Source organism: Nocardia carnea (assembly GCF_029869215.1).
GTDB classification, from domain to species: domain Bacteria; phylum Actinomycetota; class Actinomycetes; order Mycobacteriales; family Mycobacteriaceae; genus Nocardia; species Nocardia carnea_B.
The window spans coordinates 21,468-34,071 of sequence record NZ_JARWPM010000092.1; the positions used below are offsets into that span (position 1 = coordinate 21,468).

At 68.6% G+C, this 12,604-nt stretch carries 12 protein-coding genes; 7 read left to right on the top strand and 5 right to left on the bottom strand.

All coding sequences use genetic code 11. From position 1 onward, the window contains the following. Positions 1 to 115 precede the first annotated feature (115 nt). Positions 116 to 1,099, top strand: coding sequence for an ester cyclase (locus QH276_RS05095; protein ID WP_280400489.1), 984 nt, complete (start codon positions 116 to 118; stop codon positions 1,097 to 1,099). Here the strand turns inward: QH276_RS05095 and QH276_RS05100 are convergent. Next, positions 1,093 to 2,028 carry a LysR family transcriptional regulator gene (locus QH276_RS05100; protein WP_280400490.1) on the bottom strand — a complete coding sequence of 312 codons (936 nt, stop codon included), beginning with the start codon at positions 2,026 to 2,028 and terminating at the stop codon, positions 1,093 to 1,095. The genes QH276_RS05095 and QH276_RS05100 overlap by 7 nt on opposite strands. Positions 2,029 to 2,207: 179 nt before the next feature. Between QH276_RS05100 and QH276_RS05105 the strand changes: the two genes are divergently transcribed. After that, positions 2,208 to 3,731 (top strand): amidase, encoded by a 1,524-nt coding sequence (locus QH276_RS05105; RefSeq protein ID WP_280400491.1) that lies wholly within the window; start codon positions 2,208 to 2,210, stop codon positions 3,729 to 3,731. A 211-nt stretch (positions 3,732 to 3,942) separates the two neighbouring features. Beyond that, complete coding sequence (hisD, locus tag QH276_RS05110; protein ID WP_280400492.1) at positions 3,943 to 5,271, top strand: histidinol dehydrogenase; 1,329 nt, start codon at positions 3,943 to 3,945, stop codon at positions 5,269 to 5,271. 139 nt (positions 5,272 to 5,410) lie between these two features. Here hisD and QH276_RS05115 read toward each other — a convergent pair whose 3' ends face one another. Continuing rightward, a complete protein-coding gene (locus QH276_RS05115; protein WP_280400493.1) occupies positions 5,411 to 6,418 on the bottom strand; it encodes a MerR family transcriptional regulator in 1,008 nt (335 codons plus the stop codon). Further along, positions 6,412 to 7,089, bottom strand: coding sequence for a HEAT repeat domain-containing protein (locus QH276_RS05120; protein WP_280400494.1), 678 nt, complete (start codon positions 7,087 to 7,089; stop codon positions 6,412 to 6,414). Before QH276_RS05120 ends, QH276_RS05115 begins: the two co-directional genes overlap by 7 nt. 316 nt (positions 7,090 to 7,405) lie before the next feature. Here QH276_RS05120 and ctaD point away from each other — a divergent pair, with 316 nt between their 5' ends. Further along, positions 7,406 to 9,091 (top strand): aa3-type cytochrome oxidase subunit I, encoded by a 1,686-nt coding sequence (gene ctaD / locus QH276_RS05125; RefSeq protein ID WP_280400499.1) that lies wholly within the window; start codon positions 7,406 to 7,408, stop codon positions 9,089 to 9,091. A 13-nt stretch (positions 9,092 to 9,104) separates the two neighbouring features. On the opposite strand, the gene QH276_RS05130 is transcribed toward ctaD, so the two are convergent. Then, positions 9,105 to 9,752: a TetR/AcrR family transcriptional regulator gene (locus QH276_RS05130; RefSeq protein WP_280400495.1), complete on the bottom strand. Its 648-nt coding sequence runs from the start codon at positions 9,750 to 9,752 to the stop codon at positions 9,105 to 9,107. Between the two features lie 208 nt (positions 9,753 to 9,960). On the opposite strand from QH276_RS05130, the gene QH276_RS05135 reads away from it, so the two are divergent. Together QH276_RS05135 and QH276_RS35340 are read left to right on the top strand one after the other, a co-directional pair. Then, complete coding sequence (locus tag QH276_RS05135; protein WP_280400496.1) at positions 9,961 to 10,347, top strand: cupin domain-containing protein; 387 nt, start codon at positions 9,961 to 9,963, stop codon at positions 10,345 to 10,347. Between the two features lie 32 nt (positions 10,348 to 10,379). Beyond that, positions 10,380 to 10,646: an NAD(P)H-binding protein gene (locus tag QH276_RS35340; RefSeq protein ID WP_348536652.1), complete on the top strand. Its 267-nt coding sequence runs from the start codon at positions 10,380 to 10,382 to the stop codon at positions 10,644 to 10,646. An 89-nt stretch (positions 10,647 to 10,735) separates the two neighbouring features. On the opposite strand, the gene QH276_RS05145 is transcribed toward QH276_RS35340, so the two are convergent. Further along, positions 10,736 to 11,059 carry a hypothetical protein gene (locus QH276_RS05145; protein WP_280400497.1) on the bottom strand — a complete coding sequence of 108 codons (324 nt, stop codon included), beginning with the start codon at positions 11,057 to 11,059 and terminating at the stop codon, positions 10,736 to 10,738. 323 nt (positions 11,060 to 11,382) lie between these two features. Here QH276_RS05145 and corA point away from each other — a divergent pair, with 323 nt between their 5' ends. Then, positions 11,383 to 12,447, top strand: a complete 1,065-nt coding sequence (corA, locus tag QH276_RS05150; RefSeq protein WP_280400498.1) for a magnesium/cobalt transporter CorA — start codon at positions 11,383 to 11,385, stop codon at positions 12,445 to 12,447. The last annotated feature ends 157 nt before the right edge of the window (positions 12,448 to 12,604 follow it).

Here is a 12,604-nt window from a genome sequence, read left to right on the forward strand (position 1 = left end):
GTCCACCGGATCCGCGGGTTGCCGCCGCCGCCCGCCCCGCTGGGGAACAATCCTCGGCAAGATCGGTCTCGCCGATCACTTCCCTCGTCTTGAATACGTATGTATCCTGGTCCGCATGCCACTCGATCCCATTGCTTACCAGCCGTACTCCGATCCCGACGATTTCATCCGGGAGGTCACCGATCACATCTGGATCGAGCGCGCGATCGGCCATATCAACGACAACTACGAGCCCGATTCGATCGTGCACGGCGTCTACGGCACCTCCACCACCGCGCGGGAGGTGATCGAGGGGACCCTGATGCGGATCTCCACCACCCCCAACCGGGTCGGCCAGGCCGAGGACATCGTCTGGGAGGCCCGCGGCGACGACGCCTTCCTCAGCTCCCATCTGGTGCTGGGCACCGATCTGGAGAACATCGAGTACCGCAGCCGCAATATCGCCAACTGCCTGTACCGCCGAGGGCGCATGGTCGAGGAGTGGGTGGTGCGCGACGCCCTGTCGGTGGCCCGCCAACTCGGCCAGGATCCCGACGAACTGGCCCGGCGGCAGGCGTTCCGCGGGTTCAGCGGTTCCATGGCCGCCCCCGCACCGGCCGATGTGATCGCCGAGGGCGGCAGCGGTCCGCGGCCGGATCAGTTCCGGCCCGAGGTCGAGATGGTGCTCGAATTCCTCGACTCCGTCTGGAACAAGCGCGAACTCGAGCGGGTCGAGCAGTTCTGGATCCGCGATCTGTGGCTCAACACCATCGACGACCGCACCATCGCGCGCCCCGAGGGTTACCGCCGCGCCCTGCTGCGCATGCTGCGCCCCTTCCCGGGTGGTTCGTTCGATATCCGCGATATCGCCGCGAATGATTCTCCCCGCTACGGCGGGCTGCGAATCGCCGTCACCTGGAAATTCACCGGCAAGTACGACGGTATCGCCGATTACGGCCCGCTCACCGGCTCGCCGGTCGAGATCCTCGGTATCTCCCAGTTCCTGGTGCAGTCCGGCAAGATCGTCAAAGAGACCCGGATCTACGACGATATCGCCACTCGCTCGCAGATCTACGCCCACCGCGGCGACGAACCGTACGTGAGCCAGAACATCTACTGATCGCCGTCCCGGCCACCGCTTTCCACCGCGGTGGCCGGGTTGCGGAGCAGCATCTGCCGGGCCAGTCGTGCGATCTCCCGGGTCGCCGGGGACAGCACGCCGGATTCCCGCTGGACGAGTGCGATGGTGTCGTAGAGCCGCGGCGCGAAACCGGTGACCCGCACTTCCGGCGGGCAGGCGGAACTGGTGGCCACCGCCGCGGAGACGATCGTGTCGCCGATCCCCCGGCGCACCAGGCCGAGCGCCGCCTCCACCTGCTCCACTTCGATCAGCGGTTCGAGCTTCAGCCCCGCCAGCTGCGCGCGTTCGGCCAGCTGACGACGGGTCGGCTCCTTCCATCCGTAATGCGCGTCGTAGAGGATCAGGGTCGAATGCGCGAATTGTTCTATGGTGACCGGGCGCGCTACGCGCTCCGGCGAGAGGGAAGCGTAGAGCACCTCGTCCCGGACCAGGGGGGTCACCCGCAGCCCGTCGGCGTCGATGGGCAGCACCACCAGCCCCGCCTCCAGCCGGCCCGCGGCCACCTCCGCCGCGACCTCTACCGAATTCATCCCCACCAGCCGGATCCGTACTTCGGGGAACCGGCGATGGAACTCCTCGGCCAGATCGGACAGCAAGTAGTACGCGGCATTGCGCAGTACTCCGAATGTCGCCACACCGCCGGTGAGCGACCGCACCGATTTCAGCGCCTTGACACCACCGTCGGCGGCGGCGAGCGCCTGCTCGGCATGCGGCAGCAACGCCACTCCGGCCGCGGTGAGCACCAGTTTGCGGCCACCCCGGGCGAACAACAGGGTCCCGTATTCGTCCTCGAGCGTGCGCACCAGTTCCGACACCGATGCCTGCGCGATTCCCAGCGATTTCGCCGCGGCGGTGAAGGTCCCGGTCCGCGCGGTGGCGAGGAATGCGCGGAGCTGCCGAAGTGTCACAGGGTGACCCTATGCGATCCGGCACGAAGAACAGGATTCACCTGCCACCTTGGGCACGAATCCGCCGGACGAAGCCGGAAGCCCGCCGCAGTGCCACTGGGGGTCCGACCGCTGTCGCCCGGCACCCGCGGCGCCCGCTCCGCCCGGCCGACACCCCGGGCGGGAAAGGCGCGCACTCGATGAACGCCGCACATTCCGCATCGACACCGTCGACCGGCCCCACGCGGGCGCCGGCGGGCACGCCCACCGGCGCCACTCACGATACGGGCGGTTCCGGCCCGGGCCGTCCGTCGCGGTGGCAGGCCTACACCGTGGCCGATCTGCGCGATCGACTCTCCGACGGACGGTTGACCAGCGCGGAGATCATCCAGGCCTACCTGGACCGGATCCGCCGCTTCGACAGCGCCGGCACACCAGCCCTGAATTCCGTGGTCGATATCGCCGCGGAGGCGATGGACCGGGCCCGCGAACTCGACAGCGAGCGGCGCGCGGGCAGAGTCCGCGGGCCGCTCCACGGCATTCCCTTCACGATCAAATGCAATATCGCCGCGCAGGGCCTGCCACTCAGCGCGGGTAACCGGAAGCTCGCCGCGTATCGACCGCACACCGACGCGGCCGTTGTCGGACACCTGCGCGCGGCAGGCGGGATCGTGCTGGCGACGACGAATATGTCGGAGTTCGCCTGGCACGGCACGTTCACGGAGAGTTCGGTACGCGGCCGGACCGCGAATATCTTCGACCGCACGCGGAGCGCGAGCGGATCCAGTGGCGGTAGCGCGGTGAGTGTCGCGGCGGGTTTCGCGCCGATATCGCTGGGCACCGACTCCTGCGGTTCGGTACTGGGCCCGGCCGCGCATGCCGGGCTGGCCGGGTTCCGGCCGTCGAGCGATGCCGTCGGCCGGCGTGGTGTGCTGCCCCTGTCACCCAGCCAGGACGTGGCCGGGCCGATCGGCCGGACCGTGCGCGATATCGCCGAATTCGCCGATCTGATGACCGGCGGACGGCACTCCTGGCTCGCGGCAGTATCCGCCGTCGACCCCGCCCGGCTCACCGCCGCATACCTCACCTGGCCGTTCGATACACCCGCCTCCGGTGAGCAGCATGCTTCCGACTCCCACCGCCGCGCGCGAATCCGGGCCCGGACGGACGCGGTGGTCGCCACACTGCAGCACAACCACCGATTCACCGAGTTGCCGGAACTGGATGCCGGTTTCGCCCGCGACATCCTCACCGGCAGCGGCTGGACCGACGCGCGCCACTCGATCGACACCTTTCTCCGCTCGGCCGGGGCCGCGTTCACCTTCGCCGAGCTCACCGCGACCGGTAGCGCACTGGCTCGCGGCATCATCGACGAATGGCTCGCGCACCCGCCCCTACCGAACCCGGTCCATGACGCCGCGCTCCGCGGGCAACGCGCCGGCCGCGCGGCACTGACCGCGTTGCTCGGCCGGCGTGGTGTGGACATCCTCGTCTATCCCACGGCACCCGATATCGCGACCACCGACCGGGCCGGAACCGCCGCAGCCGGTATCGCTTCGAATACCGGAGCGCCCTCGGTTCAAGTGCCCATCGGCTCGGTGCAGGGGTTACCGATCGGCCTCACGGTAACGGCCGCCCCCGGCCGGGACGCCGAGGCACTCGCTTTCGCCGCGGCGGTGGAAACCGCCGCCGATCCCGCGATCACCGTCCCGCGTATCGGCTGAAGCGGACAGCGGTACCCACACCGGCATGTCGGCTTCCGCGCCGCGGCGGGGCCGCGAGCGGCGCGACCGCAGGGGCCCGGCCGGTGTCCAGTGATCCATCGTTCCGGGGCGGCCGCGATGAAGACCGACCACCATCCATAGGGCTACCCTGTGGATCCCGCAGGTTGCTAACGGCTTGTCCAGTCCCACGCGGCGCCTTACCGTCGACACCATGAAGTTCACCCCCGCTCGCCTCGCCGAACTCGAAGGCTCCTTCCAGATCCTCAAACGCCCCGCGCTCGACCGCCCCGCCGCACAGCGTGACCCCGCCGTCATCGCGACCGTGTCCGAGATGCTGACCGCGATCGAGAAGGGCGGGTTCGACGCGGTCCTCGAATACGCCCGCAAGCTCGACGGATTCGAGTCGACCCAGGTCGAACTCGGCTCTGCCGAACTGGCCCGGTCCGGGGATGCGCTGTCGCCGGAACTCCGCGCGGCACTGGAACTCGGACACGAACGCACCAGCACCTTCGCCCGCGAAACCCGTTCGCACCTGGTGGATTTCGAAACCCAGCTGGCCCCCGGCCTGGTCACCGGCGTCCGCTACGTTCCGATCTCACGGGTCGGCGCGTATGTCCCGGCCGGTCGTTTCCCGCTGCTCGCCGGTGCGTTCATGACCGTCGGCGTCGCCAAGGTCGCCGGTGTACCCACCGTCCTCGCCTGCACTCCCCCGCGCCGCGACGGCACCGCCGATCCCGCGGTGCTCTACTCCTGCTACCTGTCCGGGGCCGACCGGGTCTATGTCCTGGGCGGAGTCCAGGCGCTGGCCGCTATGGCATTCGGGCTGCTCGGGGAACCCTCCGTCGATATGCTCGTCGGCGCCGGTAATGCCTATGTGGCCGAGGCCAAACGGCAACTCTTCGGCAAGGTCGCGATCGACCTGCTCGCGGGCCCGTCAGAGGTCGCCGTGATCGCCGACGAGACCGCCGACCCGGCCACCGTCGCCGCGGATCTCCTCGGCCAGGCCGAGCACGGCACCGAATCCCCGGCAGCGCTGGTCACCACCTCGCGACAGCTGGGGGAAGCGGTCATCGCCGCGGCCGACCGGCAGCTGGAAACGCTCGAAACCCGCGATATCGCCGGCCCCGCCTGGCGCGACTACGGCTCGGTGACCTGGGCGAAGGACCCCGCGACGGCGGTCGCGCTGATGGACGATCTCGCCCCCGAACACCTGGAAATCCAGACGGCCGACGACGAGTACTACCACAACGCCCTGCACAATTACGGCTCGATCTTCCTGGGCCGCTGGAGCACTGTCGCGTACTCCGACAAGGGCATGGCCGGCACGAACCACGTCCTGCCCACCGCCGGAGGTGCCAAACACAGTGCGGGACTGTCGGTGTCGCGCTTCCTCAAACCGTTGACCTATCAGCGCGTCGACCGTACCGCCACCCCGGAAGTGGCGGGTGCAGTCGAAACCATCTCGCAGTACGAGGGTATGGCCGCTCACGAGGCCACCGCCACCCTCCGCCTCCAGGCGTATCGGGACAGCGCCGCCTGACGGCACCCCGCAGCACGCCACCGTCGATACCGGTGCCCCCCGCCCGGCACGAGGCCGGGGTGCGCCGGTTCGGCAGCCTCTACCGCGCGAAGTACACCATCCGGCCGGCGCGTCAGGGTTCGCTCAGCGAGACCGGTGGCTACTCGGACGGTTGTTCTTCGAACACCGCGACGAGGGCTGTGGCGAGCAGGGCCACCGCACGATCGGTGTCGTGGGTCAGTTGCCGGAGGAGGTCGAGGGCGAGCCGGCCGGGCAGCTCGGCGAGGGCCTGGGTGAGCCGGAGCCGCACCGCGGGGTCGTCCGGGTGGGCGGCGAACTCGCCGGTCAGAGCGGCCATGATCCGGCCGGCCCAGGGTTCGTCCGCGGCGAGCGCGCCCAGGAGTTCGGCGGCGTCCACATCGTTGGGGCCCTCGACCACCGTGCGGACGAGTTCCGGAACGGCGGCGGTGACTCCCCGCGCACCCAGGGCGAGGGCCGCGTATCTACGGACGGTCGCGTCTCCATCCGCGAGCGCTTCGGTCAGCACCGCGGTCGCCTCCGCGCCGGGTAGCTCGGCGAGAGCGTGCACCGCGCGACGGCGGACCTCCACATCGGCCGAGCGCACACCGGGGGCCAGCCCGCCGACCGCGTCACCGTCGGCCCGCGCGAGCGCCCAGCGCAGGGATCCGGCGACGTACGGATCGGATTCACCGAGCACGGCCGCCGCCAGCATTTCGGCGGGCGCGTCCTCGGCGGGTGCCAGTACAGCTTGCTGCCGGCGCGCGGCATCCGGCGATCCGAGGCCGTGCAGGAGTTCGACGATACGCAGGACATCCTGCCAGCCGGTGGGTCCGGCCGCGTCGACCGTGCGCAGCCGGTCGAGCAACTCCTGCTCCCGGTGCAGTCGTTCCCCCGTTTTCCGGATGAGCTCCCGGACCAGTGTGGACGGGGTGAAGCCGGGATCGTCGAGAGCGCGGCCGATCTGGCGCAGCGACAAGCCCAGCGACCGCAAGCCCTCCACATGGAAGATCCGCCGGATGTCCTCGGGTGCGTACTCCCGGTAACCGCCCACGGTGCGGCCGGTGGGGCGCACCAGCCCGAGGGAGTCGTAGTGCCGGAGCATCCGGGTACTCACCCCCGAGCGGCGCGCCACCTCGCCGATCAGCATGCACTCGCCTCCTCCGCGTCGGGACCGAGGGCCACTACTCGTTTCGCCTCGTCGACGGCGAGTTCGAAGCCGGCATCGGGGTCGCGCACCAGCCGCTGCGTGGCGGCCGCATGAGCCCGGATGTCCGGATCATCATTCGCTGCCGCCGCGGCGAGCACCGGTTCGGCCACCTCGCCGAGCGCGGCGAAGGCGCGGCTGAGACTCAGCCGGACCTCCCGGTCGCCGCGACCGAGTTGCGTGACCAGTTCCGCGGCGAGGGCGGGTCTCGCCGCGTCGGGCGCGAGGACGACAGCCGCCCGCCACGCGCTGCGCGCGACGTCCTCGTCGGCGTCCCGCAGCAGCGCCGGTGTGATCGCCGGCCAGGCGTCCGGGTCGCCGATTTTGGACAGGGTGTGCAGCGCTTGGCTCCGCGCCTGCGCGCGTTCGGACCGAAGTTCCGCGCGCAGTTTCGGGACCGTCAGCTGCGCGGGGAGCCGGGTCAGCGCCCAGGTCAGCATGTCACGCACGAAGAAGTCCGGTTCGACGGCGCATCGTTGCACCAGCGCATCGAGGAGCTCCGGCGCGGGCTGCGTACCGGCGGCCAGTGCGGCTTCGAGCCGAATCGACGAGTCGCCGGCGGCCAAGGCGCCGAGCAACCGAGTGTGCTGAGAATTCCTGTGTGTCGTATTCATGGGTACCACCTCCGACAGCCAGTGAAGACCTTGTCACAGTGACAAGGTCAAGTGCGCGAGGCCGAGGTGTCCGCCGGTCGTGGCCGGCGCGCTGCCACGCCGAACCGGCAGAATGCCGTCGCCTTTCCGCACCACCGGGTGTCGCTGCCCGGATCACCGCGGGCTATCCGGCAGGGTTTAGCCGGGCGCCGCGGGGGTAGCAGCCAGGCACCGAGGATTTCGACGAGATACAGGCGGACCGGACGAAGGAGAGCCCGTGGCAGTGACACCGTCTCGACCCGCGGAACTCACCGCCACCCGCCCGTTTCCGGCCCGAATGGGCCCGAAGGGGTCGGCCCTCCGCAAGCTGGTGACCACGACCGACCCGAAGCTCCTGGGCATCATGTACCTGACGTCGGCGACCGGTTTCTTCCTGATCGGCGGCCTCATGGCGCTGCTGCTGCGCGGGGAATTGGCGCGGCCGGGGCTGCAGTTCCTCTCACCCGAGCAGTACAACCAGCTGTTCACCATGCACGGCACGATCATGCTGCTGTTCTACGCCACTCCCGTGGTGTTCGGTTTCGCCAACGCGATCCTGCCCTTGCAGATCGGCGCACCCGATGTGGCGTTCCCCCGCCTGAATGCCTTGAGCTACTGGCTGTATCTGTTCGGTGCCACCATGGCGACCGCGGGCTTCGTCACTCCGGGCGGCGCCGCCGATTTCGGCTGGACGGCGTATGTGCCGCTGTCGGACATCATGCATTCGCCGGGTGTGGGCGCCGACCTGTGGATCATGGGCTTGGCCATCTCCGGTCTGGGCACCATCCTCGGTGCGGTGAACATGCTGACCACCGTGGTCTGCCTGCGCGCACCGGGTATGACGATGTTCCGGATGCCGATCTTCACCTGGAATATCGTGGTGACCAGCATCCTTGTGTTGCTGGCCTTCCCGATTCTCACCGCGGCTCTGATGGCGCTGGCCTACGACCGGCACCTCGGCGGCCATATCTACGACCCCGGCGCCGGGGGCGTTCTCCTGTACCAGCATCTGTTCTGGTTCTTCGGGCATCCCGAGGTGTACATCATCGCGCTGCCGTTCTTCGGCATCGTCTCCGAGATCTTCCCGGTGTTCAGCCGGAAGCCGATCTTCGGCTACACCGCGCTGGTCTTCGCGACGATCGGTATCGGTGGCCTGTCGATGGCGGTGTGGGCGCACCACATGTACGCCACCGGAGCGGTGCTGCTGCCGTTCTTCTCGTTCATGACCTTCCTGATCGCGATACCGACCGGGGTGAAATTCTTCAACTGGATCGGCACCATGTGGAAGGGGCATCTGACGTTCGAAACGCCGATGCTGTTCTCGGTGGGGTTCCTGGTCACCTTCCTGTTCGGCGGTCTGTCCGGTGTCATCCTGGCCAGCCCGCCCCTGGACTGGCAGGTGCACGACAGCTACTTCGTGGTGGCCCACTTCCACTACGTACTCTTCGGCACCATCGTGTTCGCGACGTTCGCCGGGATCTATTTCTGGTTCCCCAAGATGACCGGCCGGCTCATGGACGAACGACTCGGGCGGATCCACTTCTGGACGACCTTCCTCGGCTTCCACACCACCTTTCTGGTGCAGCACTGGCTGGGCGCGGAAGGTATGCCCCGCCGGTACGCCGACTATCAGGCCGCCGACGGCTTCACCGCCCTGCATACCGTCTCGACGCTCGGCTCGTTCGTACTCGGCGTCTCGATGATCACTTTCGTATGGAATGTCTTCAAGAGCTACCGCTACGGCGAGGTGGTCACCGTGGACGACCCCTGGGGGTACGGCAATTCGCTGGAATGGGCCACCACCTGCCCGCCGCCGCGGCACAACTTCTACGAACTGCCCAAGATCCGCTCCGAACGCCCTGCCTTCGAACTGCACTACCCACATATGAGCGAACGGATCCGGCAGGAATCGCACGTCGGCCGCCCCGGCACATCCGGCGCCGGCGCGGAACTGTCGCAACCTCCCCGTTCCACCACCGGCTGATCCGGTTCCCTCGTCAGCGCCCGGACAGCAAACCGTCGACCAGGGCCCGCAGGCCACTTTCGTAGGTATCCACCTGGGTGAGCCGATCCCAGTCGTCGGCCACGGTCGCCAGCCGCGGCCACTCGGCGTGGTCGAGCGATCCGAAGAGCGCGGCGCGGAATGTCTTCCGGTCGCCGGCCGCGCGGCGGCGCGCCGACGCGGCGCGGACCAGGATCTCCCCGGCGGTGTAATACCAGATCGCCCGATACGCATGAACGGCATCGGCGGCGGAGAGTCCGCAGGTGACGGCCGCATCGATGATCTGTTCCGGATACCACAGGGCGGCCGGCGACAGTAGGTCGTCGGCGGTCAGCACCTCGACCGCCCAGGGGACCCGGGCCAGGGTGTCGTGCATCGTCCGGGCCGCGAGAACCACCCGCTCCCGCGGGTCGCCGGGCAGTTCCGGGTGCTCGGTACCCGCGGCGACCTCGTCCAGGAGGAGCAACAGCAACTCCTCCTTGTTCCGGACATGGTGATAGACCGCCATCGGCGTGACATCCAGCCGGGCCGCGAGCCGCCGCATGGTCAGCGCGTCCGCGCCGTCCTGCTCGATCAGCTCGCTCGCCGCCGTCAGGATCTGGGCCCGCGACAAGCGCGGCGGACGTCCGGTGCGAGTGGTCACCCAGCCATCTTGGCACGAACGACTCGACAGGCAGATTCGCCCGGAGTACTTTTTATACGTGTATAAAAACAATCCGACCGAGCCACCCTGGGAGCCATCGCCTCGGCGCAACTCCTGGTCGCGCTCGATATGGCCGTGGTGAACCCGGCACCACCGTCCCGGCGCACCGACCTCCCGGCACCCGCCGGGGCGAAATGAAGGAAACACAATGACATTCACGCCCATCGACTTCTTCGCACGCGGTATCCGCATCCTCCCCGACGGCACCATATTCGACGAGGCACGCCGGATGACCGGCGATATCGACGGCTGGACACTGACCGCCTTCCACCTGGAAACCGCAGCCGACGCCCACGGCGACCACTGGGAAGTGCATCCGTCGGGTGACGAACTGGTGGCGGTGCTCAGCGGCGGAATACGCATGTACTTCCACCCGGAAACACCCGGCGCCGACGAGGATTCGCTGACCATCGCGGCCGGCCACGCCTGCATCGTTCCCCGCGATCGTCTGCACCGGATCGAGCTGGACGGCCCCACCGATCTGCTGTCCCTCTCACCGCGCCGCGGTTCGCGCCTGGAAAAACGCGAACAGTAGGCCCACATCTCTTCCGATATGAAGGAGCGAAGTTGTATCTCGTCACCGGCGCCACCGGAAACGTCGGCGCCCACATAGTTACCGGGCTGCTCGCCGCGGGCGCTGACGTCCGGGCCACCAGCAGGAACCCGGGCACCGCCGGGCTGCCGGCCGGCGTCGACGTCATATCCGCGCTACCCGGCCGCCAGATGTTCACGGGCGTGCACGCGGTCTTCCTCAACCCCGCCACGATGCACGACACCGCCGAAACATTGCTCCAGCAGGCCGTCGAGGCAGGAGTGAACAGTGCCGGAATGTAACGGGACGATGCTGGAACCGATACGGAGGCAACGAGTTCAGGGTTCCGTGCACCGAGGAGACTGCGTGAAATCGACCGTCAAGTATTTGCTCACCGGTGCGCCAGCAGACAGCCGGTGACGACCAGGCCGGGCAGGAAGCTCCACAACGGGTCGATACCTCCGCCGCCCAGGCCCGGCCGACGACCGCCGAGCCCGCACACGAGCAGGGCGACAACCGTATAGGCGATGGTGAACACCAGCAGGTACCGATTGGGTTCGAGCCCCGCCAGGACGAACGGCGTCAGGCCGATAGAGATCAGCGGAACCATACCGACGGCGACCGGGCCGGCCGGGAAATCGTCTGCCGGCTGGAGTTGAAGGGCCCACGCCGAGGCGATACCGAAGGCCAGGCCGGCCGCGATTCCCGAGCCCACATACGGCGGGATACGAGCGCCGACTCCCCTACTGCGGGCCCGGTACATGTAGACGGCCGCGATCGCCGCGTAGGCCAGCAGGAACGCGACGATCCAGTAGACCGGTGGGAACGGTCAGCCCCCCTGGGCGGCGATCACCCGCGCCGGACCGGTCGCGGGTGCCGGACGTACAGCATTCACGCTGACGAGTGCGGGCCCGCGGAGCCCGGACGACCGCGTCCTGACGCGACTTTCTACGCCGCGGGACGAGACCTACGCAGCGAGCTATCACCGGGGGCGAGTAGGGACTGTTGCGCGGATGCGGGGGTATCTACTCTCGCAGAGTGCTGGTCGACCCGAATCGTCGTAATGATCGCCCGAAGGTGTCGTTGAAGCGGAATACCGTACCGAGCGCCGGGGCGGCGGTGGTGGACTGCGGTATCTATCGGGGAGGGCAGCGCCTGGCCGGGCGGTTCGATCTCACGGCGGCCCTCGCGCAGGTCCGCGACGAGGGCGACGGGTTCGTCTGGCTCGGACTCCACGAACCCGACGCCGCCCAGATGAGTGCGGTCGCCGAGGTGTTCGGGCTGCATCCGCTGGCGGTCGAAGACGCCGTGGCAGGCCGGCAGCGTCCGAAGCTGGAGCGTTACGACGACACCCTGGTGCTCGGGCTGCGGACCGTCGCCTACGTCGAACACGATATGCACAGCACCAGTGAGATCGTGCTCACCGGCGAGATCCTGATCTTCCTCGGTCCCGATTTCGTGGTCGCCGTCCGGCACGGTGAGCATTCGGGGCTGCGGCGGGTCCGCGCGAAACTGGAGTCCGACCCCGATCGGCTGCGTCTCGGGCCCGGGGCGGTGCTGCACGCGATCACCGACCATGTCGTCGATACCTATCTCGAGGTCGTGCAGGAGATCGAAACCGATGTCGAGGAGATGGAGCAGGAGGTGTTCAGCCCTCGGTCCCGGCTCGCCATCGAATCGATCTACCAGCTCAAACGCGAAATCGTGGAATTGCGCCGGTCGGTGATACCGCTGTCGCTGCCACTGCAAGCGCTCATCCGGCCCGATTCGGGACTGAACAAGGAGGTGCGCCGCTATCTGCGTGATGTCGCCGACCATCACACCACCGCCGCGGAACGCGTGCACGATTTCGACGATGCGCTCTCCGCGCTGATCAGCGCGACTCTGGCACGGATCGCGGTGCGGCAGAACACCGATATGCGCAAGATTTCCGCGCTGGTCGCGCTGGCCGCGGTTCCCACGATGATCGCGGGGATCTATGGGATGAACTTCGAGCGTATGCCGGAACTGAAACTGGCCTGGGGCTATCCGGCGGTTCTGGCGATCATGGTGCTGGCCTGCGGTGGGCTCGTGGTGATCTTCCGGCGCAACGGCTGGCTGTAACTGCCGTCGCCCTCGGGCCAGGGCCGGAGGGCGAATACGGTGGCGGGGGGGGGGGGGGGGGGGGGGGGGGGGGGGCGGGGGGGGGGGCGGGGGGGGGGGGGGGCGGGCCCCGCGCCGCGCGGCGGGGGGGGGGGCGGGGGGGCGGGAGGCGGCGCCC

Coding starts and splice junctions, on each gene's coding strand:
- QH276_RS05120 (WP_280400494.1), bottom strand. CDS start 7,089: ATGAATACGACACACAGGAATTCTCAGCACACTCGGTTGCTCGGCGCC.
- ctaD (WP_280400499.1), top strand. CDS start 7,406: ATGGGCCCGAAGGGGTCGGCCCTCCGCAAGCTGGTGACCACGACCGAC.
- QH276_RS05095 (WP_280400489.1), top strand. CDS start 116: ATGCCACTCGATCCCATTGCTTACCAGCCGTACTCCGATCCCGACGAT.
- QH276_RS05115 (WP_280400493.1), bottom strand. CDS start 6,418: ATGCTGATCGGCGAGGTGGCGCGCCGCTCGGGGGTGAGTACCCGGATG.
- hisD (WP_280400492.1), top strand. CDS start 3,943: ATGAAGTTCACCCCCGCTCGCCTCGCCGAACTCGAAGGCTCCTTCCAG.
- QH276_RS05105 (WP_280400491.1), top strand. CDS start 2,208: ATGAACGCCGCACATTCCGCATCGACACCGTCGACCGGCCCCACGCGG.
- QH276_RS05135 (WP_280400496.1), top strand. CDS start 9,961: ATGACATTCACGCCCATCGACTTCTTCGCACGCGGTATCCGCATCCTC.